The following is a 23,937-nucleotide window of genomic DNA, read 5'->3' on the forward strand; positions in this document are numbered from 1 at the left end:
TTAATTCTTTTTATAGATCAATCGTGACTGGGCTTAATGCCTGGCTCACGCATAGTTTAATTGGACGGTTAGGTTGGTCTTCAATTTCACCGGTTAACAGGTTTTGGGTAACTCCACTTACCTTGGTACAGCTGCATTTATTGCAAACACCCATACGGCAGCCATGTTGCGGACGTAGTCCCGCCTGCTCTGCACTGCTCAGTAAATTTGTTTCAGCTAAAAATTCATGTTGAGCACGGCGGAAAATAACAGGCTGTGCTGCATGTGTACCAGTCACTTGAAGTGGTTGGAAATATTCTTGGTGAAGCTGAGACTGAGCACCTTTTTGCGCATAAATTTCATTCGCCTGCTGCATCATGCCGTGATGACCACATATATAGGTCGCAGTCTGCGCAAAATCTGGAACCAGCTTTTGCAGTAAGCTTTCGGTTAAATACTGTTTTTGCTCGCTGGTATTAAAAAAATGATACTGAAGCTGTGGATGCTGTTCTGCTAAAGCTTTTAATTCGGCATGAAAAATTTCCGCACGATTAAAATAAATGACATGGATTTGTTCAAGCTGCTGTTTTAAAGCTTGCTGCAAGAGTGAATAAATTGCAGTAATACCACTTCCTGATGCAATTAAAATCGCAGGCTGCTGACCTTCATGCAAAGTAAAATCACCTTGTGGCTGTGAAATCTCAACACACTCGCCCACATGTAACAGTTGAGCTGCACGAGACACCAAGCCTTGTACTTTAATACCTAAAGCGATTTCACCTTGAGTTGTTACTTCAATAATCGAATAGCTACGTTGTTGGTAAACGCCATCGATAAGCAACGTCAATAGAATACTTTGTCCCGCACAAACCTGATCGAAATTAAAATTACGATTCGGTTTAAGCCTAATAAGCACCATATCGGTATGAAGCGGCTGAACAGCGGTAACTTCTGCAAGTACCCTTTTCCAAGCCCAAGACACGTTAATTTTTTGCAAAATAAAATCAACGAAATCTTCTCGAACCCAATGCGGTTGATAGTTAAGTGTTGCGTTCATACGTTCCTCTTTTGTTTCTGGCTATTTATTTGAGTGAACACATGTTCGTATAGTGAACATGTGTACACTATATTTATAAGTGTTCACTCAGTCAACACTTGTTCACTATTTTTTTTATGAAAGTTTGCTCTTTTTTGTTAGACTTTGGCTCACGGTTTAAATAGGTTTTTTTAATGTCGATACGGGATGAACGAAAACAGCAAAGTCGTCAGGCACTTCTCGATGCAGCCTTGCATCTAAGCACGTCTGGGCGTTCGTTCAGTAGTATTAGTTTGCGTGAAGTTGCACGTGAAGTAGGTTTAGTGCCAACTGCGTTCTATCGTCATTTTCAAGACATGGATGAACTCGGGAAAGAATTGGTTGACCAAGTTGCCCTACATTTAAAAAGCGTTTTACATCAACTCGGCCAGAGTTATTTACAGCACAAGTCTGCAAAAACCCAAACCAGTATTGAACTATTTGTACAGGCAGTGAACCATAGCCCTAAACAGTGGCAATTTATGATTGCTGAACGTTGGGGAGGTTCCGAAACCGTTCGTGCAGCCATTGCCAGAGAAATTGAATTTTTAATTGAAGATCTAACAACAGATCTGACTAAACTCGAAAATTTTAAACATATTCAAAACCCTCAAGACTTAAATGTCTTATCTACCATTTTGACCAATATGTCATTTACATGGGCAATGACGTGGCTCAACCTCGCCAAACAATATCAAGGTGAGCAACTTAAACAGCAACAAACTGCGTTTATTGAAAATGCGTCTACACAAGTTCGCTTACTGTTTAGAGGCATTGCCAACTGGGAACGGTAAAACTGGCAAATGACAAAAAACAGGTTATGTGTTAATACGTAAAGAGTGAAAGAAAAAGGCTAAAATTTCGAGAAAAGTCTTTTTCTTTTTACAGGAAGTAAACTATTCGTTAGGCCAAACTGGTGTGGGAATACCTATGAATCTTGATCGTCATACACAATTTTTGATGCGCAAAGAAAAAATTCTAAGCGTTGCAGAAAAATTGTTACTAGAAAACAATCAGGAAATTACTCTAGATGAATTAGTGGCCGAGCTAGATATCGCAAAAGGTACGCTTTATAAACACTTTAGAAGTAAAAATGAACTTCTACTTGAACTCATTATTCAAAATGAAAAACAAATTTTAGAAATTTCTCAAAAATATAATACTGATTTCAAAGAGTATGCTCCGCGTTACATGCTCCACCATTTGCTCACACCGGGAAAAACGATTTTATTGCATCAGCTTGAAGAAAATCTGACGATGACAGAGTCTAAGTTGAAGCACCTTTTTGAAGAGCTGTATGAAATCCGTCAGCAACGTATTTTAGCGATTAAAGATATTACAGAAAGTTATTTAAAATCATTAAATTATGACATGTCGATTCGTGACTATTTATCTTATATCTGGTCACTGACTTACGGTGCATCACTACTTTTAAATTCGACTTATTATCAGCGCTCGATTGGTTCTCGCCAAAAATTGATTAATTTATATATTAATCAGGCGTTGTCGTTACCCACCCAAACCACCAATTTTGATGCGTTAAATTTTCAGATTGAAGATGAGAATTCTCAAAATTAATTGAATGATTTCGTGATTATGAAATAAATTTTATAAAAAAGGGCTTCTGATGAAGCCCTTTTTCTAACGCACTCAAAATTATTTTGCTTTACGTTCTTTCTCAATTAAGTAATTAAGTACTTGAGTAACTTTACCATCTTCACCCTGTACAACATACTTACCATTTACCACTACAGCAGGAACGCCTGTTAATTGGTACTGTTGAGCAAGTTTATTTGACTCGGCAACTTTTGCAGTTACTGCAAATGAGTTGTAAGTGCTATTAAATTTTTGTTCAGGCACACCGTAACGAGTAAAGAATTTAGCCGCAGAAGCCTGATCAAAAATCTGCTGACCATTCACCTGAATTGCATGGAATAATGGTAAATGCGTGCGCTTACGTACGCCTAATGCCTCAGATGTATAGTAAGTACGTGCCCCTTGTTCCCATACTTTGTTCATAGCAGCTGGCGTACGTACGAAACGTACATCGCTCGGAATCTGTTTTAACCACTCTTGCATATGCGGTTCAAGTTTAAAACAGTGCGGACAACCATACCAAAAGAACTCACGAACTTCGATTTTCCCCGGTACTTCCACTTTGCCTGGATTGGCAATTACGGTGTAGTCTTTACCAGCAACGAAATCTGCTGCCATTGCACTACCCGATACGGCCATAATTGCTGCACTCAAACCACCCAAAACCAATTTTTTCATTGTTACAGCTTTTCCTCTAAGTTGTTATGCATTAGCTTATGCCCTAAATATAAAACAAATATGCTAAATTCGTTTTGCTTCTGTGAAGTTTTTTATTGGGTTTATCGCTTTTTTCCCAATAATCGCTACACTAACAGCGAACTACATCAAAAAGATAACCCAAGTTTAGAGGTAGCACCATGTCGCAATTGAATGTTGATTTACAAGAAATCGCAAAATTTGAAGCTCTTGCTGCCAAATGGTGGGATCAACATTCTGAATTTCGCCCACTCCATCAAATTAACCCATTACGTTTAAATTGGATTGATGAACGTGCCGGTGGTCTTGCTGGTAAAAAGGTGCTTGATGTTGGCTGTGGTGGCGGTATTTTAGCTGAAAGTATGGCGCGCCGCGGTGCAGACGTACTCGGCATCGATATGGGTGAAGCGCCTTTAGCAGTAGGTCGTTTACATGCTCAACAAGAAAATGTCCAAAATATTGAATATCGCCAAATTCCAGTTGAAGAGTTGGCTCAAGAACAAGCAGGTCAATACGATGTGGTCACTTGCATGGAAATGATGGAACACGTTCCAGACCCTGCATCTATTGTTAAAGCATGTCAGGCTTTGGTTAAGCCAGGTGGCCATGTGTTCTTCTCGACCATTAACCGTAACCCAAAATCATATTTATTTGCCATTATTGGTGCTGAATACGTGCTACGCATGCTTCCAAAAGGTACGCATGATTATCACAAGTTTATTCGCCCGTCAGAAATGGCACATGACATTCGTAATGCAGGTTTAACTTTAAAAGAAATGACAGGTTTGCACTACAACCCAATTACGAAGCGTTATTGGTTAGCACCAAATGTTGATGTTAACTATATGGTTCATACCGTAAAGACAGGTGCATGATGAAAGCTGTTTTATTTGATTTAGACGGCACTCTCATCGATACCGCTGCCGACTTTATTCGCATTATTCAACAAATGTGTCGTGATGCAAGACGTCCTGTTGTAGAAGCAGACCTTATTCGCACTCAGGTGTCTGAAGGTGCACGCGCCATGGTCAAATTGGTCTATCCAGAGCTGGATGTAACCAATCCAATCTTCTTGGCACATCGACAAAATTTTTTAGATATGTATGGCAATAATATTGTCGTCGATACAGATCTATTTGAAGGGATGTATCCGCTTTTGGCAGAGCTGGAAGCCCAACAAATACCGTGGGGTATTGTCACCAATAAACCACGCGGTTTAAGTGAATCTCTTCTAGAAAAGCTAAACCTGACTGAACGCTGTGCAGTTTTAGTGTGTCCGGAAGATGTTTCTAAAACTAAACCAGACCCAGAACCGATGTATTTGGCTGCAAAGCAGTTAAATATTCCAGCAGATGAAATTATTTATGTGGGCGATCACCCACGTGATATTGATGCTGGTCGCAATGCCAATATGTATACCATCTTGGCAGCATACGGCTATTTACCTATCGAACATCGTGATGATTTAGCCGCGTGGCAAGCCGATTCGATTGTAAATACGGTGACAGAATTACACGAGATGTTACGTCAAAAGCTTCCTGCTCTACAGGAAAATCAGCGTATGATAAGTTAACACAAGAGTTTTACAGGCTTTTTTAACGGTTATTTATATCAGTATAAAAAGAAGGAGGTTTACCAATGAAATATTCAGAATATCAACCTCGTCCAGATCTACTCAAAGATCGAATTATTTTAATCACCGGTGCAGGTGATGGAATCGGGCGAGCTGCGGCCCTCAGTTATGCTTTACACGGTGCAACTGTGGTTTTGCATGGTAGAACCTTAAATAAACTTGAAGTAATTTATGATGAAATTGAAGGTTTAGGCGCCCCTCAACCTGCAATTTTACCGCTCCAGCTTTCGAGTGCTTCTGATCGTGATTATGACTTTTTAGTCAATACGTTAGAAAAGCAATTTGGACGTCTAGATGGTATTTTGCATAATGCCGGTATTTTAGGTGATCGAGTAGAACTCGCTCATTACCCAGCAGAAGTGTGGGATGATGTGATGGCAGTCAATTTACGTGCACCTTTTGCGCTTACTCAAGCCTTACTCCCACTTTTACAAAAATCAGATAACGCTTCTGTTGTGTTTACCAGCTCTGGCGTAGGTCGCGAAGCACGTGCACTTTGGGGTGCTTATTCAGTATCTAAAGTCGCGATTGAAGCTGTGAGCAAGATTTTTGCAGCTGAGCATACTTATCCAAATATTCGCTTTAACTGCATTAACCCAGGTGCAACACGTACTGCAATGCGTGCTAAAGCTTATCCTGAAGAAGATCCAAAAACATTACCAACACCAGAGTCAATCATGCCGGCTTATCTTTATTTAATGGGTGAAGATAGCCTGACGCTCAATGGTCAAAGTATTGATGCACAGGACTAAATAACTATAGATGAAAAGCTAAAATAAATTACGGCCGATCATCACATCTGGCTTGGCTATACCTGAAAAGATATATACAAGCCTTTTTTATTATTGATAAAACACTGGATTTATCCGTAATTTTAATTGAAGCATTAAATGATCTTCACAGTTTCTCTGCATTTTGCGCGTACAGTATTTAACATGAGAGACATCAGATGTAAACGAGGATGCATCATGAAAAAGTTGTTCACCATCTTAGCCCTTAGCATAACTGTACTGACCACCAGTATGGCAAGCTTTGCTGATCCTCCATTTGACCGAGGACATGGCCAGAAAGGACCTAAAGGTGGGCCTCGTGGTGAATGGAATGATCGTGGGCATAAACATGACCGTGACGATGATGAAGATCGTTTTCGCGATGAGCGTCGTATGCGCGAAGAACGCGGTTTTGAGCGTCTAAAACAACATCGCTGGCAGCCAGGCTATGTTATGCCACAGCATTATCGCGGTAATGGCTATAAGGTCGACTATAGAGACAATAACTTGCCTAAACCAGACCGTAATCAACAATGGTACAAAATCAATAATGACTATATTTTAGTCGACACAGATTCTAATAGCATTGTTAGCATCCGTGGTTTATAAAACTGATAGCTCCTCACTCATCAGTTAGTAAAAAAGGATAAAGCCCATCGGTTTTATCCTTTTTTATTTTTATATCAATAAGATATTAAAAATTTATATATTCTAAATTTCTTCTTATTTCCTAGATATTTTTCACATTTATTGTTCTTAGTCTTCACGATTTATCTGTAATTCTTCACTAATCTTCAATTATCGAAATTTAATTTATCATTCGAGGTTCATTATGAAAAAACTAACAACAGCAATTGTTCTTTCAATGAGTGGTTTAATCGCATCAACAGCGATGGCTGCACCAAATGATCATGACCATCATGATAACTACCGAAACCATGACGTCAGACCAGTCAAAGTAATTCATAAAGATGATCGTGCCAATATCTGGCGAGAAGGCCAAGTCGTACCACATGAATATCAGCACCCACGTTATGTCATCGACTATCGCACGCATGATAAATTGACTAAGCCTGGACGTTTTCAAAAATGGTATAAAGTGAACGGTAACTACGTACTCGTAAATGAGCAAAGTCATAAAATTATCAAAGTGATTCGTTAATTTAATAAACCAACAAACACCCAAATGTAATTTGGGTGTTTTTCTGAGCCTGTAAATTATTTTGTGTAAGTTCCATTTTTTATAAATGATCTTTTAATCGATCATCGAACTGAATCGTAAACCAATTCATTGCTAAACGCCAATTTTGAATTGGCATCGTCCATTTCTTCGCAGCATTTGATGTTGCTAAGTAAATGACCTTCTTTACTGAGTCATCAGATGAAAAGATTTTCCTTTTCTTCGTTGAATGGCGTATTACGCTATTCAACGACTCAATCGCATTTGTTGTATAAATTGCATGACGTATTTCGGCTGGATAGCTAAAGATCGTTCGGATATTTTCCCAATTGGCCCGCCAGGATTCTCCAATTTTGGGATACTGGTGATTCCATTGATCACAGAAGATGTCTAGGGATTTTAAAGCATTTTCCTCTGTACTTGCCTGATAAATCGCTTTCAGACCCGACGTAACAGCTTTGTAGTCTTTCCAGCTTACAAATCTCAGGCTATTGCGTACAACATGCACGATACACAGTTGAATATCAGTATGAGGGTAAACAGAGGCTATCGCGTCAGGGAAGCCTTTTAATCCATCTACACAGGCAACAAGAATGTCCTGTACTCCTCGATTTTTTAGCTCTGTCATGACTGACAGCCAGAATTTGGCACCTTCTGTCTGAGCAATCCACATACCCAGTAATTCTTTTTGCCCATCCATATTGATGCCTAAAGCAAGGTATACGGACTTGTTAATCACATTGGAGTGCTGACGGACTTTGACAACAATACAGTCAAGATAGACAACAGGATAAAGGCTATCTAAGGCTCTATTTTGCCACTCAGTCACTTGCTCAATCACAGCATCGGTAACTTTGCTGATGAGAGATGCTGACACATCGGCATCGTACATTTCTTTGAAGAAGGCTACAATTTCCCTATTAGTCATTCCTTTTGCATACAGTGAGAGGATTTGGTCATCCATACTGGTGATGCGTGTTTGGTGCTTTTTGATAATTTGTGGCTCAAATGAACCTTCTCGATCACGGGGAATATCTAAAGCCAGTTGTCCATCTTGAGTTGTAATGGTTTTAGAACTAAACCCATTACGGCTATTTGAGCCTTTCTTGGGCTGATGCTTTTCATAACCGAGATGGTCTGAAAGTTCAGTATTGAGTGCAGTTTCAATCATGAATTTTTTAAAGACTGCTGTCATTTGGTTTAAGTCTTCTGGTGTTTTTAGACCTTTAGCCAATTCGGCAGCCATACTTTTGATTGTTGCTTCATCCATGTGAAGTACCTTTTGTAATTATCCTCTGAAGGATAAATGAAAATTAAGTACTTACACAAAATTTAGAACAGTCCCGTTTTTCTATCTAATACATGCGACTTTAAGCTTTTTTGTTTAGAATCATCTTTATATCTTTTTGCTGTTGATTCGAGATCGGTATGCCAACTAAGTCTTTAGAGAAATCACATAATAACACCCAACATTATGTACATTGGTTCCGACATTCAGCACCTTATATTAATGCCCATCGCGATAAAACTTTTGTTTTAATGTTCGGCGGTGAAGCAGTCCGCGATCCTAATTTTGAACACATTATCCATGATATTGCTTTATTGCATTCACTTGGTATTCGCTTAATTTTAGTCCATGGCGCACGTCCACAAATTAATCAAAACCTTAAAGATAAAGGTATCGAAACACCTTTTTATGACAATAGCCGTATTACCACACGTGAATCATTAAGCTGTGTCATGAGTGCTGTCGGTTCTATTCGTTTAGAAATCGAAGCATTGTTATCTATGGGATTGGCTAATTCTCCAATGTACGGTGCTCGCATAGACGTCGTATCAGGGAACTTCGTAACAGCTAAACCTTATGGTATTCGTGATGGTATGGATTTTCAGCTTACAGGAGAGGTTCGTTCCATAGACACCGACGCGATTGAACGCCATCTTGATAACGATAATATTGTTTTACTTGGTCCAACTGGCTATTCAACCACAGGTGAAGTATTTAATTTAAGAGCTGAAGAAGTTGCAACGAAAACTGCAACCTATTTAAAAGCAGATAAATTAATATTTTTAGGTGAGCAACAAGGTTTGCTTAATGAAGAAGGACAATTATTGCGTGAATTAAGTCCGCATCAACTTGATTACTATATTCAGCAATACCAGACCAGTAGCCCCACCCTAACCCTACATTTACAGGAAGCAAAAAAGGCATCTTTATCGGGTGTTCATCGTGTTCATTTAATTTCTTACGCCTATGATGGTGCACTCATTGAAGAACTCTTCACCCGTGACGGTGTGGGTACCATGATTACCGATGCGCACTATGAAGAAGTTCGCACAGCCCATATTCAAGATGTGGGTGGCTTAATGAATTTATTGCGCCCGTTAGAAGAAGAAGGCATTTTGGTTTATCGTTCGCGTGAACGTTTAGAGCAGGAAATTAGCCAGTTTGCGGTTATTGAACGAGACGGTATGATTTTGGCTTGTGCTGCTCTTTATCCAATTCCAACTGAATTTAATGAAACTCGTTCGGCAGAAATTGCTTGTGTAGCAGTACACCCTAGTTATCGCAAATCAAATCGTGGTAGCCAAATTCTGCAATTCCTTGAAGAAAAGGCCAAACAACAAGGTATTCGTCAATTATTTGTGTTAACAACACGAACTGCTCATTGGTTTTTAGAACATGGTTTCCACCAAGTCACTGTTGATGAATTACCAAATGCCCGTCAGGCACTATATAACTATCAAAGAAATTCTTTAGTGTTTAAAAAACTGCTTCCCTAGTCTTTGCATTTTTTAAGATATTCTTATTTCAGATAAGCTTAGTCCCAAAATTACAACCATACATACCATTAATGTATGGTTGTACTTTTTTTAAATCTTTAAATTTTCTTCATTTCATATTTTTCATTTTATTTACAAAAACTTAAAAATTATTTCCTAAATATTATTCTGTTTAATAAATCATTTTTTTGCATAAGTTTATCGCCGAATGTTTTTAGCTTTTTTTTGCATAAATAAAGACTGAATACTTATTTTTTATGAAATAAAAATCCCTTTAGGGTATCTGCTCATCCAATTATTTTTCTTTTTCTCTTTCGGGGAGCACGAAACCACATGGCACTTTTTAATTCCACTTCATGGGCAAAATATTCAGTCATTGCTGCCAGCCTTGCGGGAGTGATGATGCTAGGTGGTTGTGCCAAAAAAGAGGAACAGACCACCACAACTCTAAATATTGGATACCAGAAATATGGCATCCTTCCTATTTTAAAAGCTCGTGGTGACTTGGAAAAAGCGCTAAAAGATCAAGGCGTACAAGTGAAATGGGTCGAATTTCCTGCGGGTCCTCAATTACTTGAGGGTCTAAATGTCGGAAGCGTTTCATTGGGTGAAGCAGGTGAAGCACCACCTATTTTTGCTCAAGCAGCCAACCCAAATTTAGTTTATGTTGCAAACCAACCTGCTGCACCAAAAGCAGAAGCATTATTGGTACAAAAAGACTCTCCTATTCACTCAATTCAGGATTTAAAAGGCAAACGTGTCGCACTGAATAAGGGTTCGAATGTTCACTACCTATTATTGAAAGTTCTAGAAGCCAACAACTTAAGCTTAAGTGATATTCAACCAGTTTATTTACCGCCATCAGACGCACGTGCTGCTTTTGAAAAAGGCGCTGTCGATGCATGGGTCATTTGGGACCCGTTCTTTGCAGCAGCTGAACATCAAATTCAGGCTCGTGTTTTAGCAACAGGTGAAAACTTGGTAAGCAATCATCAGTTTTACTTAGCTGATCGTAAATTTGCAGAAAGTAATCCAAAAGTACTCAACACTGTTGTGCAAACGCTAAATCAAACAACCCAATGGGTCAGCACGCATCAAGATGAAGCGGCCAAGCTACTCGAAAAACCTACGGCACTTGAATTTGATGTACTCAAAACTTCTATTTCGCGAATGGGTTTTGGTGTTCAGCCAATATCTGACAAGGTCACCCAAGAACAACAATATGTAGCCGATGCCTTTTATGCGCAAAAGCTCATTCCAAACAAGCTCACCATTCAAGATGCCATTTTAAAACTGAAATAAACCCAGCTTTGGCACAGCTTAAATAACGATATAAATGCTGTGCCTTGCCTGAAGGGAACAAGGATATCTATATGCAACATCAGTCATTATTTAATAAGAGTCAGTGGACTCAGTTAGTTAAGCGCTTTAGCGCAGTCGCTGTCTTAGGTTTAACGATTGCTGCACCTGCTTGGGCAATAGACCCTACTGTAAAAGAACTTCGTATCGGTTTTCAAAAAAGCTCGATCAACTTTGCAATTGCTAAGCAGCAAAAATTATTTGAACAAGAATTTCCAAATGCCAAAATCACTTGGAATGAGTTCCCTGCCGGCCCACAAATTTTAGAAGCCTTGGCTGTTGGCTCACTCGATGTTGGCGTTACTGGAGACACACCTCCAGTCTATGCTCAAGCAGCGGGCAAGCCTTTATATTACATTGCTTATGAAGCAGCCAAGCCATTGGCGTCAGCAATTTTAGTTCCTAAAAACTCACAGCTCACCCAGCTTAAAGACCTAAAAGGCAAACGTATTGCGTTGCAAAAAGGTTCTAGTTCACATTACTTGCTCGTACAGGCTGTGCGTAAAGCGGGCTTAAAATGGAGCGACATTACGCCAATTTGGCTCACACCTGCCGATGCGCGCGCTGCATTCCAAAAAGGTGCCGTTGATGCATGGGCAATTTGGGACCCTTACTACGCTTCAGCACAACTAGAAGACCAAGCTCGTGTACTTGCTTCAGGTAAAGGTTTAAGCCCGAACTATACCTTTTATTTAGCTGCTCCAAATTTTGTTAAGCAATATCCAAAAGTTGTTCCTGAACTCATCAAACAGATTAATCAAGCTGACAAATGGGTTCAAAGCCATCAAACAGAAACGGCGAGCGCGATTGGCCAAAGTACAGGACTAAAACCTGCAACCAGCGACTTATTTATTAAACGTCGTCCACGTCCATCAGCAGCAGCTCCGCTGAACAGCAAAGTGATTGCTGAACAACAGCAGCTTGCAGACATCTTTACTCAACAAGGCATCATTCCAAAACCAATCAGCATTAAACAAGCTGTTTGGGGTGCGAAGTAATTTCATATAGACATATAGGTAATGCACATGAAAATTTTCTGGTTTATTCCTACCCACGGTGATAGTCGCTATTTAGGTACAAGTAAAGGCGCTCGTCAGGTTGACCATGCCTATATGAAGCAAATTGCTGTGGCAGTAGATAATTTGGGTTATGAGGGTGTACTTATTCCAACTGGCCGTTCATGTGAAGATCCGTGGATTACGGCGGCGAGCCTGATTGATGCAACTCAGCACCTTAAGTTTTTAGTTGCGTTACGTCCGGGTGTAACAACACCAGCTTTGGCTGCTCGTATGGCTGCTACATTTGACCGCTTATCGAATGGTCGTGTGCTACTCAACTTAGTGACTGGTGGTGATGAAGCCGAACTGCGCGGTGATGGTTTATATGAAGATCACTCAACGCGTTACCAAACTGCCAATGAATATGTAAAAATCTGGCGTGAGATTTTGACACGCTCACATACAGGTGAAGCTTTTACATTCCACGGTGAACGCCTACAAGTAGATGATGCAAAACTACTTTACCCACCTGTCCAAAAGCCTTACCCACCACTTTGGTTCGGCGGTTCTTCAGACGTCGCTGTCGACCTTGCAGCGGAGCAAGTAGACACTTACCTTACTTGGGGTGAACCACCAGCAGCCGTGAAAGAAAAGATCGAGCATGTTCGTGCAAAAGCCGAGGCTAAAGGCCGTAAATTAACTTATGGCATTCGCTTGCATGTCATTGTTCGCGAAACCAACGAACAAGCATGGGCAGCAGCGAACGAGCTTATTCAATATCTCGACGATGCAACTATTGCTGCAGCACAGAAAAAATTTGCACAAATGGACTCGGTAGGCCAACAACGGATGGCCGCACTACATGGCGGTAACCGAGACAAGTTAGAAGTCTCTCCAAACCTTTGGGCAGGTATTGGTTTAGTCCGTGGTGGTGCAGGTACGGCACTTGTAGGTGACCCAGAAACAGTTGCTGCTCGTATTCAAGAGTATGCTGATTTAGGTATCGATACTTTTATTTTCTCGGGCTATCCACATCTTGAAGAGTCGATCCGTTTTGCAGAGTTAGTATTCCCGTTATTACCAATTGAGACCCGAGCTAAACTTGCTCAGCCAAACTTAACTGGTCCATTCGGTGAGATTATTGCCAACAACTATGTTCCAGACGAGAAGAAGCAAAATAGTTCCGTCAAGGAGCCCGCATGAGCCAAGATGTAAATATTGTTTCACGTGGAACAAAACAAATCGGGCAGCGTTTGCTGCCCTGGATTTTCCCAATTGTTCTATTGGTTGTTTGGCAAATTGCCTCAAGTTCGGGTCTTTTAGAAAGCCGTATTTTACCTGCTCCAAGTGCTGTCATTTCAGCTTTTTGGCATCTTTTGGTGAGTGGCGAACTATGGCATCACGTTAAAGTAAGTGCTGGTCGTGCATTGCTTGGGCTTTTAGTAGGCGGTGGTTTAGGCTTGCTATTAGGTCTGCTCAATGGGTCTTCGCGTTTCGCCTCCACCCTACTCGATACAACCTTACAGATGATTCGTAATATCCCAGCTCTTGCGCTTATTCCGCTGGTGATTTTGTGGTTTGGTATTGATGAAACAGCAAAATTGTTTTTAGTTGCTGTCGGTGTTTTCTTCCCAATTTATATCAACACCTATCATGGAATTCGTTCAGTCGACCCACAATTGATTGAGATGGGTAAAAGCTATGGGCTTTCCCGCTGGCAGCTCTACAAAGAAATTATTCTACCAGGAGCAATGCCTTCTATTTTAGTGGGTCTACGTTTTGCCTTAGGTTTGGTTTGGGTATTACTCATTGTGGCTGAAACGATCTCAGCGCAAGCAGGTATTGGTTATATGACCATGAATGCACGAGAATTTTTGCAAACAGATGTGGTACTCGTCGGTATTCTGCTTTACGCCCTATTAGGCAAGTTAGCCGATGTTTTAGCACAAATTTTGGAACGCTATTTACTACGTTGGCACGCGGGATATCAAAAATAAGGGAGCTTAAAATATGACAAATCTGAATTTAAATATTAATCAGAATGACGTAGAGCTCATTCCAGAAAATCATCCAGAGTCACAAGAACCTGTCGTAGGTGCAGAGATTCTGATTGAACAGCTTTATAAGTTTTATGGTGAGGTGAAAGTTCTTGAAGATCTTAACCTACACATTCAACCGGGTGAATTTTTAGCGATCGTTGGTCGTAGTGGCTGCGGTAAAAGTACGTTACTACGCTTAATTGCTCAACTTGAAAAAGCGAGTTTCGGAGAAATTAAATTTAAATCTGCGCGACATTTACGCGAAGGCATTACTAACGATGACATTCGGGTTATGTTCCAAGACCCACGCTTACTTCCTTGGCGAAATATTCTTCAAAACGTTCAACTTGGACTACCAAAATCACAACATGCTTTGGCAGAAGAATTACTGGAAAAGGTGGGTTTAAAAGAAAAATCGGGACAGTGGCCTTCACAGCTCTCAGGTGGCCAGCGCCAGCGTACAGCGCTAGCTCGCGCATTATCTCATACTCCACGTATTTTACTGTTAGATGAGCCGTTAGGTGCATTAGACGCGCTCACCCGTCTTGAGATGCAAAGCTTGATTGAACGTTTATGGAAAGAGCAAGGTTTTACTGCCATTTTGGTCACACACGATGTAAGTGAAGCAGTACAACTGGCCGACCGTATTATCCTATTAGATAAGGGCCAAATTGCCCAAAGTTTCCAAGTGAATTTGCCACGTCCGCGTAAAAAGAGCATAACTTTTGCCCAGCTTGAACAACAAGTACTCGATGCTGTTTTAGCAACTTAAAGCTGAGATGAGTAATGAGAACCATTTCAACTACAAAATGTCCAATTAACGAGCAATAAAACTGATGATTTATTGCTCTTTTTTGGGGCGAATATAAAAAAATATTTTTAAGAATAACAATAAACTAGTGAATCTCTCTATTTTTTGCACAATAGTATATCTATTGCTCAAATAACTATCCGTTTTTTCACTAAAAAAGTGAGACACCTGTGCACAAATCAAACGATTTACCTTACAATGGGAGCACTATCTTTTTAATTTATGCAGCAAATGGAACAAAAGAAGAGTACTCAAAAGCGCAATCAGCTTCTTGCTGCCGCCCTTGATGTGTTTTCACTATATGGGTTCAGTGGTGCAAGTCTGGATGAAATTGCTCAACTCGCTGACATGCATAAGTCGAATATTTTCTATTACTATGAAAATAAAGAGTCTTTATATGTGGAAGTGCTGACCACAGTTTTACAAAAATGGCTTGCTCCCTTACAAACCTTAGAAGCTGAGTTAGAACCAGCCGAAGCTTTGTCTCACTACTTAATACAAAAAATCGAACTTTCACGTAGCCAACCAAAAGCTTCGCGACTATTTGCTTTGGAAATTATCCAAGGGGCGCCGCACATTTTACCTATACTAAAAGGGCCTTTGAAAAAGCTATTTAAGCGCAAAGCTAAAGTCATTCAGACTTGGCAGGAAGAAGGTAAAATTTCCCCAGATATCGATCCTGAATTGTTAATACTCAATATTTGGGGTCTTACACAAAACTATGCCGATTTTGCCACGCAAATGGAAATGGTGACTGGAAAAACGTTGCGAAACCGCAGTATGTTCCAACGCTCGATTGAGCATACAGTACATCTCATGCTCTACGGCGTAATCCCTCGTTAAAACAAAAAAAGATCGGCAAATTTGCCGATCTTTTTTTTAGAAATGATTTTGATAAAGAGCCAAGAGTTTTTGCGCGCCCAATAATAAATTTTCTTCCCAATCTAAATGAGCGGTATCATCTGCGCCATCAGTAATATACTTGACTGAAATTAGGCGTACACCTAGCTTATGGCAAACTTTGGCTAAGGCATACCCTTCCATATCCACCACATCACAAGCGACTTTCGGCTGACCCGTTTCAAATGAGTCCCCTGTCCCGCAAATGCCTTTTGGTAAATCAGAAAAATGTGATTGAAGATGAATTTCAGCAGGTAAGTGCTCATCTAACGGCGTTACACCGACTTCAAACCCTAATGGTGAAACATCCATATCACGTTGCACAAAAGTTTTTACTTCGACCAAATCATGTCGGTTAAAAGACGAGCTTCCTGCCGAACCCAAGTTAATTAGAGTTTTGCAGCCTGTTTTTTGAATAACTTCAAATGCTTTAAAAGCAGCGTTGATTTTACCTATACCACTGTAATGGACTTCAATACCTGCTTGCTCAAACAAACCTTTAGATTCATTAGGAAGTGCCATAATTAAAGCGATATCTTTGTTCATTCAAAAAGGCTCAATTCAAGATTAATAAATTAGAAAATAAGTATAAATCAGGTGCAAAAGCTTTTTGCACCTTTTCACTATTACTGCATTTTTTGTTGTAAGGCGATTAAACATGGAGAGAAGAACAGTTGCCCACTATAGGCTCCGGCTAAGGTTTTCTTCATTACAACGCTCCACATCACTAATAATAAAACACTAAGTGCCACTGCAAGATACTGTAAAAATACAACTTCAACCTGATGCCCTAAATTAAATAAAGCCAAAATAAACACACCAAGTGGAAAGGTTAAGCCCCACCATCCCAAGTTAAACGGAATACCGGTTTTTGCATGACGAAGCGTTGTTAATATCGCAAGACCTAGCCACCATAACCCAAAGCCTAACAGTACCAAACTGCCTACCACGCCTAATGCTTGAAATACATTGGCAAACTGGTCAAATCCTACATTTGGCGCCACTCTTTTTGCCTGTTCACCTAGCAACAATAGACCTAACGCACCTGTTCCAATTGGACCTAAAGATAACCAGCTAGAAATTGCGACTTCTTTTTCCGGTAACTGATGCAAAGCCATACGCAGCATTAAAATGGTCAAAATAGCGAATGCAGGTAAAACAGAAATTCCCCAAAGTACATAGCCCGCCATTAATAAATGAAAGCTATGCAAATCTGCTGGTAAATGTGCAACCAACATGCCCGCAGAGCTTGCTGCTACTTCACAAGCAACGACAGGTAAAAGCCAGATTGCAGTCATGGTATGTAGCTGATGGTTCTGACGGCTAAACATGCAAAACGGCACAATCCAAGCAATTGCGAGTGCTAAAAATACATCGACGTACCATAAAGCTTGAGCAATATGCATTGCGACTTCACCATAAAGCCCGACACCGAAGCTTAAAAAGCCATTTAATATGGTTGCGAGCCCCATCGGTATAGCGCCTAAAAACAAGCTCATATTTGGATGATTAAATACTTGCTTCGCTTCATGAGGGAAAAGAAACCACCGCAATAAATAAAGAACTGAAAAAACACTAAATAGAACAATATTGAATTGCCATAACAGTGTAGCCAGCATAAATAAAAATGATTTGGCAAATGGAAGCTGAATTAAAATCATACTGACCACACCAGTACCCATAGTTGCTGTAAACCAATTTGGGGTAAAATGCCGTATAACATCTTTACTTTGATTTAATTGGTAAAAGGGTCTTTTCATCTTGAGTCTCTATTCAAAGAGTGGATGAAGCTATAGTAGGATAAATTAATAATAAGAAAAATTGATTTATTTTTATTTAATTCATCAATTTTTTAGATATAAAAGATATTCGTATTGAAAAATACCTGAGTAAAAACACAACAACAAGACGAATCTGTGAGATTATGGCAATATATAGCCCTTGCAAAAATAGCCATATTTTAAGTTCATGAAACTGCTTCGTCTTAATGCGTTATCGCCCAATTTCCAGTTGCCGCAAACAGCGGTAACTATTGGTAATTTTGATGGTGTCCATTTAGGTCACCAAGCGATGATTGCTCAACTCAAAAAAATTGCTGCAGCACAAGGCTTAAAAACATTGGTCATGATTTTTGAGCCACAACCGCTTGAGTTCTTTAAAGGCTACGATGCCCCACCCCGTATCAACTCATTACGGGAAAAAGTTGAATATCTAGCCGAACTTGGAGTGGATTACATTGCGGTTGCCAAATTTGACCAGCATTTCCGTAGCATGAGCGCATCAGAATTCGCAGATTTATTAAAAGACAAATTAAATGCGCAGGCTTTGGTTTTAGGAGATGACTTTCATTTCGGTAAAGACCGTCAAGGCAACAGCGAATTTTTAAGAAATTACGGCTTTCAAGTCACAAATTTACATACGATTGAACTCGAAGGTGAACGCGTCAGTTCAACTCGTATTCGCCAAGTGCTTCAAGTGGGTAATCTCGCTTTAGCAGCTAAATTATTAGGCCGTCCGTACAGTATTACTGGACGAGTTCAATATGGCGACCAAATTGGACGAACTTTAGATTTTCCAACGATTAATGTCCGTCTCAACCGCCATAAGCCTTGTTTAAATGGTATTTATGGCGTTGAAGTCATTTGCGAAACAACTTCGCTAACTCAAAAAGTGCTTCAGGATGACCCTGAAAAGCCAGGAATTGCCGGATATCATGAAAATAGCCTTTATGGTGCAGGTCATGTCGGTACTCGCCCAGCCATTCAGCAACAACATCCAGAGTGGAGATTAGAAGTACATTTCCCTGATGTTTCTGCTAATCTGTATGGCTTATTTATGCGGGTGACTTTTCTTCACTATCTTCATGGTGAATTGAACTACCCTTCGCTTGAGGCACTTAAGGCAGGAATTGATAATGACGTGCAACAATTACGACAATATCGTAACGACACGACACAATTTCCTTTTTAATTCGAATTTTGATTGTAAAACATGTCGGCTCCCAAGCTGATTAAACTGGAAGACAACTTGCATGAGCGATAAGCAAACTACTGAAAATGCAGTGGACTACAAAGCCACGCTAAACCTGCCGGATACTCAATTTGCAATGAAAGCAAATTTGGCAGTACGTGAAGTGAAATGGTTAGAAGAGTGGTATACCGACAACATTTATCAGCAGATTCGCGCATCGCGTATTGGCAAGAAAAAATATATTTTGCATGATGGCCCTCCATATGCGAACGGTACAATTCACTTGGGTCATGCGGTTAACAAAGTACTCAAAGACGTCATCGTAAAAAGCCGTACTTTGGCAGGTTTCGATGCGCCATATGTTCCGGGTTGGGACTGTCATGGCTTGCCAATCGAACTAAAAGTTGAAGAAAAAGTAGGTAAAGTGGGCGAAAAAGTTGACGCAGCGACTTTCCGTAAACTGTGCCGTGAATATGCGCTAAAACAAATTGATTTACAGCGTGCTGATTTTAAACGCCTTGGTGTTTTAGGTGATTGGGATAATCCTTACCTCACCATGAACTACAAACAAGAAGCCGATATCGTTCGTGCTTTAGGTTTAATTCAAAAAAATGGTCATATCCAGCCGGGTTTAAAGCCAGTGAACTGGTGTATGGACTGTGGTTCAGCACTTGCTGAAGCTGAAGTTGAATATGAAGATAAAAAATCTGACGCAATTGACGTTGGTTTTGGCGTTGTAGATTTAAAAGATTTAAGCGCTCGTGTAAATGTAGATGTTCAAGACCCAACAGATATCGTGATCTGGACCACTACACCTTGGACATTACCAGCGAACCAAGCAGTTGCATTGCATGCCGAAATTGAATATCAATTAGTACAAGTAACGACTGAACGTGGTAAACAAAACTTTATTCTTGCTAAAGACTTAGTTGCTTCTGCAATTGAGCGTTATAAGCTTGAAAACCCAGTTGTTTTAGCTGACTTTACTGGTTCAGCTCTTGAAAACCTTACTTTACAACATCCTTTACTTACCGATCGTCAAGTTCCGGTTATTTTAGGTGAACACGTTATCGCAACAAGCGGTACAGGTGCTGTACACACTGCTCCTGGCCACGGTGCAGATGACTATAAAGTAGGTCTTCAATACAATCTTAAAGTTGAAAACCCAGTGGGTGGTAACGGAGTTTACTTACCAACTGCACCAATCTTTGCTGGTGAGCACATCTATAAAGCCAATCCAAAGATTATTGAAGCTTTAGGTGCTGTAGGTCGCTTATGGGCTCATCAACCTATTAAACACAGCTACCCACACTGCTGGCGCCATAAAACTCCGATTATTTTCCGTGCTACACCACAATGGTTTATCAGCATGGATCAAAAAGGTTTACGTGACGGTGCGCTTAACGCCATTGAAAACGATATCGAGTTTGTACCGAACTGGGGTAAAAACCGTATTGAATCAATGATCGAAGGTCGTCCAGACTGGTGTATCTCACGTCAACGTACTTGGGGTGTGCCAATTCCTTTCTTCGTTCATAAAGATACGAATGAATTGCACCCTCGTACGCCGGAACTCATCGAAGAAGTTGCAAAACTTATCGAACAAGAAGGTATCGATGCATGGTTTAACCGTGATGCAAAAGACTTCATTGGTGAAGATGCTGAACAGTACAATGCGGTTCGCGATACGCTAGATGTATGGTTTGACTCTGGTACAACACATTATGCGGTACTTGAGCAACGTGAAGAATTAGAAAGCCCTGCTGACTTATATTTAGAAGGTTCAGACCAACACCGTGGCTGGTTCCAATCTTCTTTATTAACGTCTATGGCAATTCATAACCGCGCGCCATACAAAGCCTTGTTAACACATGGTTTTACAGTGGATGAAAATGGCCGAAAATTGTCGAAATCTTTAGGCAACTATATCCCGCTTGAAGAAATCATCAAACAACTTGGTGCTGACGGTTTACGTTTATATGTAGCGTCTAGCGACTATCGCTATGAAATCGCAGCATCAAAAGAAATCTTTAGCCGTGTAAGTGATAGCTACCGTCGTATTCGTAATACGCTACGCTTCTTGCTTGCAAACTTAAATGGTTTCAAACCAAGTACAGATGCTTTAGCAGTAGATGACCTTATCGCTCTTGATCAATACATCTTGCAACGTGCGAATGAAGTACAACAAACGATTATCACTGCTTATGAAGAAATGAACTTCCATGTCGTGTGTAGTGCGTTAACAAGCTTCTGTATTAATGACTTAGGTGGTTTCTACCTAGACATCATCAAAGACCGTCAATACACCACTAAGGCTGACTCACAAGCACGTCGTTCTGCACAAACTGCGCTTTACCATATCGTACAAGCATTTGTTCGCTGGATGAGTCCTATTCTAAGCTTCACAGCTCAAGAAGCGTGGCCACTTATTCCAGAACAAACTGAGAAGTATGTATTTACAGCTGAATGGTATGACCTACCTGTTTCATCAAAAGCAAACTTACTTTCTGAAGCAGATTGGCAAACATTGATTAGTGTAAAATCTGCAGTAAATAAACAGATTGAAGCAGCCCGTAACGCTAAACTTGTCGGTAGTAATCTTTCAGCCAAAGTTGAACTTTGGGCAAATGAATCATTACAAACAGTTTTAAACCAATTGGCTGATGAACTCCGTTTTGTTCTTATTACTTCGCAAGTAGTAGTACATCCATTTGCTGAACAAGGTGAAGCAACTGAAATGGAAGGCTTACGTGTACAAGTATCTGCAGCTGAAGGTGAAAAATGTGCACGTTGCTGGCACGTCCTTCCTGATGTAAATACACATGCCGATCATCCTGGTTTATGTGGTCGTTGTATTGTGAACGTCACTGGTCGTGGCGAAGTGAGAAAATATGCCTAATTCACAAGCTAAAAAAGGCTTATTCCAGTTTTATCCGCACAACCTCATTTGGCTTGGACTTTCTGTCCTTGCCATTGTGTTGGATCAATGGACAAAATGGATCGCAAGTACACATCTGAACTATGCAGATCCTGTACCTGTGCTTCCATTTTTAAACTGGACACTATTACATAACTATGGTGCAGCTTTTAGCTTTTTATCTGATGCTGGAGGATGGCAACGCTATTTCTTCACATCTTTGGCAGGCTTAGTTTCAATACTTTTTGTATTTTGGTTGCTACGTATGCCTAAAAAAATGGTGGTGCTACCTATAGCTATCGCTTTAATTTTAGGTGGAGCACTTGGTAATTTAATTGACCGTATTACTTTAGGGTATGTGGTCGATTTCATTCATGTTTATTACCAAAATCATCACTTTCCGGCTTTTAATATAGCGGACAGTGCCATTACTCTAGGTACCATTTTGCTACTCATCGATACATTCTTCCTTGAGAAGCAAAGACCTAAAAATTCGGATGCATAATATGACCGAAATTATTCAACCTAATGAAGAAATTCGTATTACTGACGGTTCTAAAGTTGACCTACACTTTTCTGTTGCTCTTGAAAATGGCGCAGAAATTGACAATACACGTAGCCGTGAAGAACCTGTTAGCTTGACTATTGGTGACGGTAACTTGTTACCAGGTTTTGAGAAAGCCTTATTCGGCTTACGTGCAGGTGACCGACGTACAGTACATCTTCCACCAGAAGATGCTTTTGGTCCTTGGAATCCGGAAAATATACAAACTTTTGATACGGTTAAATTCGAACAACGACCTATTCCTGGTCACATGATCGAGTTTGAAGATAAAGCAAAAGCAACTTTATTTGGTGTCGTGAAATCAGTGAATGATGATATTACTGAAATTGATTTCAATCACCCTTTAGCTGGCAAAAATATTACTTTTGAAGTAGAGATATTCAAAGTAACTCCAGCTGGCCAGCAAGGCATCAAGTTGATGTAAAAAGAGCCCTCGATTGAGGGCTTTTTTATTATTTAATCTTTATACATGACATAATAATCCTTACAAATTCTATATTCTCACGTCCTATGTAATGAATTAAGTTATAAGGATAAAAATCCTTAGGAAAAATATATGCTGGTCTATATTGTCGTGGGAAGTGTTCGTGAAGGACGTACAGCAATTAAAATTGCCAATTGGGTAGAATCAACAATTCCAACATTGGGTCTAAAAGATTTCCAAACCGAAGTAGTCGATTTAAAAGAATGGGATTTACCTCTGTTTTCAGGCTCTCACCCACCCGCTACCGGAATTTATGATCAACCTAAACAACAAGAATGGGCAAACAAAATTGCTCAAGCAGATGCTTTTATCTTTATTAGCCCAGAATACAACCACGGTTACAGCCCAGCTTTAAAAAATGCACTCGACTATGTAGGTAAAGAATGGAGCGGTAAACCAGCCGCATTTATTGGCTATGGCTCCACAAATGGCTCGCGCTCTATTAGCCAAATACGCCAAGTCACCTCAAGTTTAAGTATTGTTGACCCAAATGCTGTAATAGAAATACGAGATATCTTTAAACGCAATAAAGATGAAAAATTTGAAGCCAATGAATTTGAAGTAAAAGGTCTTCAATCAATTGTTGAAAAGCTACAAAAATATCATTTGTCTTAAATTGAATAAAAAGCCTCTTTTCCAAACACAAGGGGCCTTTTTAATTTTATAAACTTTTTAAATAATTCACTACGTCTGTATTACCAGCCATTTCTGCTAACTGTAGTGCTGTGTATTCACTTTTATAAGCAACTTGTGCACCTTTTCCTACCAAGAGCTTCACTATCTCTAAATGATCATTCTCAGCTGCTGCTTGCAAAGCACTATAGCCTTCCTCATCTATCTGATTAGGGTCCTCTCCATCTATTAATAATTGTTTTATTTGCTCTAGATCACCTAAAGATGCCCAATAGATCAACTCTGGAAGAGAAAGTTCTTCATTATCTTCAGGTAATTGAGAGAAAGAATTAAATTTCACGAGATCATGCCAAAATTAAAAGCTTCTTCATTATATCTCTGAAACAGGACAACCGTACAAATTTATTCCACGCAATAAGCAACACCCCGGTTTCTTTCGAAACCGGGGTGTTTGAATAATGAGCTGGCGATGACTTACTCTCACATGGGTAACCCCACACTACCATCAGCGCTAAGAGGTTTCACTTCTGAGTTCGGGAAGGGATCAG

General features: G+C 40.0%; 25 protein-coding genes. 19 read left to right on the forward strand and 6 right to left on the reverse strand.

The window, feature by feature from the left end:
* Positions 1 to 10 precede the first annotated feature (10 nt).
* A complete protein-coding gene (locus F985_RS24595; protein WP_004706100.1) occupies positions 11 to 1,036 on the reverse strand; it encodes a ferredoxin reductase in 1,026 nt (341 codons plus the stop codon).
* Positions 1,037 to 1,209: 173 nt separating this feature from the next.
* Here F985_RS24595 and F985_RS24600 point away from each other — a divergent pair, with 173 nt between their 5' ends.
* Both F985_RS24600 and F985_RS24605 read left to right on the forward strand, forming a co-directional pair.
* Positions 1,210 to 1,848, forward strand: a complete 639-nt coding sequence (locus F985_RS24600; RefSeq protein ID WP_000027529.1) for a TetR family transcriptional regulator — start codon at positions 1,210 to 1,212, stop codon at positions 1,846 to 1,848.
* 136 nt (positions 1,849 to 1,984) lie between these two features.
* A complete protein-coding gene (locus F985_RS24605; RefSeq protein WP_002050537.1) occupies positions 1,985 to 2,632 on the forward strand; it encodes a TetR/AcrR family transcriptional regulator in 648 nt (215 codons plus the stop codon).
* Between the two features lie 78 nt (positions 2,633 to 2,710).
* Here the strand turns inward: F985_RS24605 and F985_RS24610 are convergent, their stop codons facing one another.
* Positions 2,711 to 3,328 carry a thiol:disulfide interchange protein DsbA/DsbL gene (locus F985_RS24610; RefSeq protein ID WP_004706102.1) on the reverse strand — a complete coding sequence of 206 codons (618 nt, stop codon included), beginning with the start codon at positions 3,326 to 3,328 and terminating at the stop codon, positions 2,711 to 2,713.
* 179 nt (positions 3,329 to 3,507) lie between these two features.
* On the opposite strand from F985_RS24610, the gene ubiG reads away from it, so the two are divergent.
* From ubiG to F985_RS24635, 5 genes are all read left to right on the forward strand, one after another.
* Complete coding sequence (ubiG, locus tag F985_RS24615; protein ID WP_002050579.1) at positions 3,508 to 4,221, forward strand: bifunctional 2-polyprenyl-6-hydroxyphenol methylase/3-demethylubiquinol 3-O-methyltransferase UbiG; 714 nt, start codon at positions 3,508 to 3,510, stop codon at positions 4,219 to 4,221.
* Positions 4,218 to 4,919, forward strand: a complete 702-nt coding sequence (locus tag F985_RS24620; RefSeq protein WP_016803557.1) for an HAD family hydrolase — start codon at positions 4,218 to 4,220, stop codon at positions 4,917 to 4,919. Before ubiG ends, F985_RS24620 begins: the two co-directional genes overlap by 4 nt.
* Positions 4,920 to 4,984: 65 nt before the next feature.
* Complete coding sequence (locus F985_RS24625; RefSeq protein ID WP_004706106.1) at positions 4,985 to 5,731, forward strand: YciK family oxidoreductase; 747 nt, start codon at positions 4,985 to 4,987, stop codon at positions 5,729 to 5,731.
* A gap of 216 nt (positions 5,732 to 5,947) precedes the next feature.
* A complete protein-coding gene (locus tag F985_RS24630; RefSeq protein ID WP_004706109.1) occupies positions 5,948 to 6,358 on the forward strand; it encodes an RcnB family protein in 411 nt (136 codons plus the stop codon).
* A 223-nt stretch (positions 6,359 to 6,581) separates the two neighbouring features.
* The gene (locus F985_RS24635) at positions 6,582 to 6,911 is read left to right on the forward strand and encodes an RcnB family protein (RefSeq protein ID WP_002050532.1); all 330 of its coding nucleotides are present in this window, start codon (positions 6,582 to 6,584) and stop codon (positions 6,909 to 6,911) included.
* A gap of 79 nt (positions 6,912 to 6,990) precedes the next feature.
* Here the strand turns inward: F985_RS24635 and F985_RS24640 are convergent, their stop codons facing one another.
* Entirely contained in the window at positions 6,991 to 8,199 is a 1,209-nt protein-coding gene (locus tag F985_RS24640; RefSeq protein WP_000343018.1) for an IS256-like element ISAba26 family transposase, read from the reverse strand.
* Between the two features lie 158 nt (positions 8,200 to 8,357).
* On the opposite strand from F985_RS24640, the gene argA reads away from it, so the two are divergent.
* The 7 genes from argA (at position 8,358) to F985_RS24675 (ending at position 15,763) form a co-directional block, all read left to right on the forward strand.
* Positions 8,358 to 9,713 (forward strand): amino-acid N-acetyltransferase, encoded by a 1,356-nt coding sequence (gene argA, locus F985_RS24645; protein ID WP_004706112.1) that lies wholly within the window; start codon positions 8,358 to 8,360, stop codon positions 9,711 to 9,713.
* Between the two features lie 333 nt (positions 9,714 to 10,046).
* Positions 10,047 to 11,015: a sulfonate ABC transporter substrate-binding protein gene (locus F985_RS24650; RefSeq protein ID WP_004706114.1), complete on the forward strand. Its 969-nt coding sequence runs from the start codon at positions 10,047 to 10,049 to the stop codon at positions 11,013 to 11,015.
* Positions 11,016 to 11,086: 71 nt separating this feature from the next.
* Positions 11,087 to 12,070, forward strand: coding sequence for a sulfonate ABC transporter substrate-binding protein (locus F985_RS24655; protein WP_004706117.1), 984 nt, complete (start codon positions 11,087 to 11,089; stop codon positions 12,068 to 12,070).
* A gap of 27 nt (positions 12,071 to 12,097) precedes the next feature.
* Positions 12,098 to 13,273, forward strand: a complete 1,176-nt coding sequence (ssuD, locus tag F985_RS24660; RefSeq protein ID WP_000689549.1) for an FMNH2-dependent alkanesulfonate monooxygenase — start codon at positions 12,098 to 12,100, stop codon at positions 13,271 to 13,273.
* Positions 13,270 to 14,067, forward strand: coding sequence for an aliphatic sulfonate ABC transporter permease SsuC (gene ssuC / locus F985_RS24665; RefSeq protein WP_004706119.1), 798 nt, complete (start codon positions 13,270 to 13,272; stop codon positions 14,065 to 14,067). Before ssuD ends, ssuC begins: the two co-directional genes overlap by 4 nt.
* A 13-nt stretch (positions 14,068 to 14,080) precedes the next feature.
* Entirely contained in the window at positions 14,081 to 14,881 is an 801-nt protein-coding gene (locus tag F985_RS24670) for an ABC transporter ATP-binding protein (protein WP_004706121.1), read from the forward strand.
* A 261-nt stretch (positions 14,882 to 15,142) separates the two neighbouring features.
* Complete coding sequence (locus F985_RS24675; protein WP_004706123.1) at positions 15,143 to 15,763, forward strand: TetR/AcrR family transcriptional regulator; 621 nt, start codon at positions 15,143 to 15,145, stop codon at positions 15,761 to 15,763.
* Between the two features lie 36 nt (positions 15,764 to 15,799).
* Here the strand turns inward: F985_RS24675 and F985_RS24680 are convergent, their stop codons facing one another.
* Both F985_RS24680 and F985_RS24685 read right to left on the reverse strand, forming a co-directional pair.
* Positions 15,800 to 16,366, reverse strand: coding sequence for a 5'-methylthioadenosine/S-adenosylhomocysteine nucleosidase family protein (locus F985_RS24680; protein WP_004706125.1), 567 nt, complete (start codon positions 16,364 to 16,366; stop codon positions 15,800 to 15,802).
* Positions 16,367 to 16,446: 80 nt separating this feature from the next.
* On the reverse strand, positions 16,447 to 17,580 hold the full coding sequence (locus F985_RS24685) for a TDT family transporter (protein ID WP_004706128.1): 1,134 nt from the start codon (positions 17,578 to 17,580) through the stop codon (positions 16,447 to 16,449).
* 208 nt (positions 17,581 to 17,788) lie between these two features.
* On the opposite strand from F985_RS24685, the gene ribF reads away from it, so the two are divergent.
* The 5 genes from ribF (at position 17,789) to F985_RS24710 (ending at position 23,371) form a co-directional block, all read left to right on the forward strand.
* Complete coding sequence (ribF, locus tag F985_RS24690; RefSeq protein ID WP_004706131.1) at positions 17,789 to 18,790, forward strand: bifunctional riboflavin kinase/FAD synthetase; 1,002 nt, start codon at positions 17,789 to 17,791, stop codon at positions 18,788 to 18,790.
* 61 nt (positions 18,791 to 18,851) lie between these two features.
* Positions 18,852 to 21,689 (forward strand): isoleucine--tRNA ligase, encoded by a 2,838-nt coding sequence (gene ileS, locus F985_RS24695; protein WP_004706134.1) that lies wholly within the window; start codon positions 18,852 to 18,854, stop codon positions 21,687 to 21,689.
* Positions 21,682 to 22,212, forward strand: coding sequence for a signal peptidase II (gene lspA, locus F985_RS24700; RefSeq protein WP_004706135.1), 531 nt, complete (start codon positions 21,682 to 21,684; stop codon positions 22,210 to 22,212). Before ileS ends, lspA begins: the two co-directional genes overlap by 8 nt.
* 1 nt (position 22,213) lies before the next feature.
* Positions 22,214 to 22,696, forward strand: a complete 483-nt coding sequence (locus F985_RS24705; protein WP_004706137.1) for an FKBP-type peptidyl-prolyl cis-trans isomerase — start codon at positions 22,214 to 22,216, stop codon at positions 22,694 to 22,696.
* Positions 22,697 to 22,828: 132 nt separating this feature from the next.
* A complete protein-coding gene (locus F985_RS24710) occupies positions 22,829 to 23,371 on the forward strand; it encodes an NADPH-dependent FMN reductase (RefSeq protein ID WP_004706139.1) in 543 nt (180 codons plus the stop codon).
* 46 nt (positions 23,372 to 23,417) lie between these two features.
* Here F985_RS24710 and F985_RS24715 read toward each other — a convergent pair whose 3' ends face one another.
* On the reverse strand, positions 23,418 to 23,729 hold the full coding sequence (locus F985_RS24715) for an ankyrin repeat domain-containing protein (protein ID WP_004706141.1): 312 nt from the start codon (positions 23,727 to 23,729) through the stop codon (positions 23,418 to 23,420).
* Positions 23,730 to 23,937 lie beyond the last annotated feature (208 nt).

It is taken from the genome of Acinetobacter seifertii (assembly GCF_000368065.1).
Taxonomy (GTDB): domain Bacteria; phylum Pseudomonadota; class Gammaproteobacteria; order Pseudomonadales; family Moraxellaceae; genus Acinetobacter; species Acinetobacter seifertii.

Coding starts and splice junctions, on each gene's coding strand:
- F985_RS24595 (WP_004706100.1), bottom strand. CDS start 1,036: ATGAACGCAACACTTAACTATCAACCGCATTGGGTTCGAGAAGATTTC.
- F985_RS24600 (WP_000027529.1), top strand. CDS start 1,210: ATGTCGATACGGGATGAACGAAAACAGCAAAGTCGTCAGGCACTTCTC.
- F985_RS24605 (WP_002050537.1), top strand. CDS start 1,985: ATGAATCTTGATCGTCATACACAATTTTTGATGCGCAAAGAAAAAATT.
- F985_RS24610 (WP_004706102.1), bottom strand. CDS start 3,328: ATGAAAAAATTGGTTTTGGGTGGTTTGAGTGCAGCAATTATGGCCGTA.
- ubiG (WP_002050579.1), top strand. CDS start 3,508: ATGTCGCAATTGAATGTTGATTTACAAGAAATCGCAAAATTTGAAGCT.
- F985_RS24620 (WP_016803557.1), top strand. CDS start 4,218: ATGATGAAAGCTGTTTTATTTGATTTAGACGGCACTCTCATCGATACC.
- F985_RS24625 (WP_004706106.1), top strand. CDS start 4,985: ATGAAATATTCAGAATATCAACCTCGTCCAGATCTACTCAAAGATCGA.
- F985_RS24630 (WP_004706109.1), top strand. CDS start 5,948: ATGAAAAAGTTGTTCACCATCTTAGCCCTTAGCATAACTGTACTGACC.
- F985_RS24635 (WP_002050532.1), top strand. CDS start 6,582: ATGAAAAAACTAACAACAGCAATTGTTCTTTCAATGAGTGGTTTAATC.
- F985_RS24640 (WP_000343018.1), bottom strand. CDS start 8,199: ATGGATGAAGCAACAATCAAAAGTATGGCTGCCGAATTGGCTAAAGGT.
- argA (WP_004706112.1), top strand. CDS start 8,358: ATGCCAACTAAGTCTTTAGAGAAATCACATAATAACACCCAACATTAT.
- F985_RS24650 (WP_004706114.1), top strand. CDS start 10,047: ATGGCACTTTTTAATTCCACTTCATGGGCAAAATATTCAGTCATTGCT.
- F985_RS24655 (WP_004706117.1), top strand. CDS start 11,087: ATGCAACATCAGTCATTATTTAATAAGAGTCAGTGGACTCAGTTAGTT.
- ssuD (WP_000689549.1), top strand. CDS start 12,098: ATGAAAATTTTCTGGTTTATTCCTACCCACGGTGATAGTCGCTATTTA.
- ssuC (WP_004706119.1), top strand. CDS start 13,270: ATGAGCCAAGATGTAAATATTGTTTCACGTGGAACAAAACAAATCGGG.
- F985_RS24670 (WP_004706121.1), top strand. CDS start 14,081: ATGACAAATCTGAATTTAAATATTAATCAGAATGACGTAGAGCTCATT.
- F985_RS24675 (WP_004706123.1), top strand. CDS start 15,143: ATGCAGCAAATGGAACAAAAGAAGAGTACTCAAAAGCGCAATCAGCTT.
- F985_RS24680 (WP_004706125.1), bottom strand. CDS start 16,366: ATGAACAAAGATATCGCTTTAATTATGGCACTTCCTAATGAATCTAAA.
- F985_RS24685 (WP_004706128.1), bottom strand. CDS start 17,580: ATGAAAAGACCCTTTTACCAATTAAATCAAAGTAAAGATGTTATACGG.
- ribF (WP_004706131.1), top strand. CDS start 17,789: ATGAAACTGCTTCGTCTTAATGCGTTATCGCCCAATTTCCAGTTGCCG.
- ileS (WP_004706134.1), top strand. CDS start 18,852: ATGAGCGATAAGCAAACTACTGAAAATGCAGTGGACTACAAAGCCACG.
- lspA (WP_004706135.1), top strand. CDS start 21,682: ATGCCTAATTCACAAGCTAAAAAAGGCTTATTCCAGTTTTATCCGCAC.
- F985_RS24705 (WP_004706137.1), top strand. CDS start 22,214: ATGACCGAAATTATTCAACCTAATGAAGAAATTCGTATTACTGACGGT.
- F985_RS24710 (WP_004706139.1), top strand. CDS start 22,829: ATGCTGGTCTATATTGTCGTGGGAAGTGTTCGTGAAGGACGTACAGCA.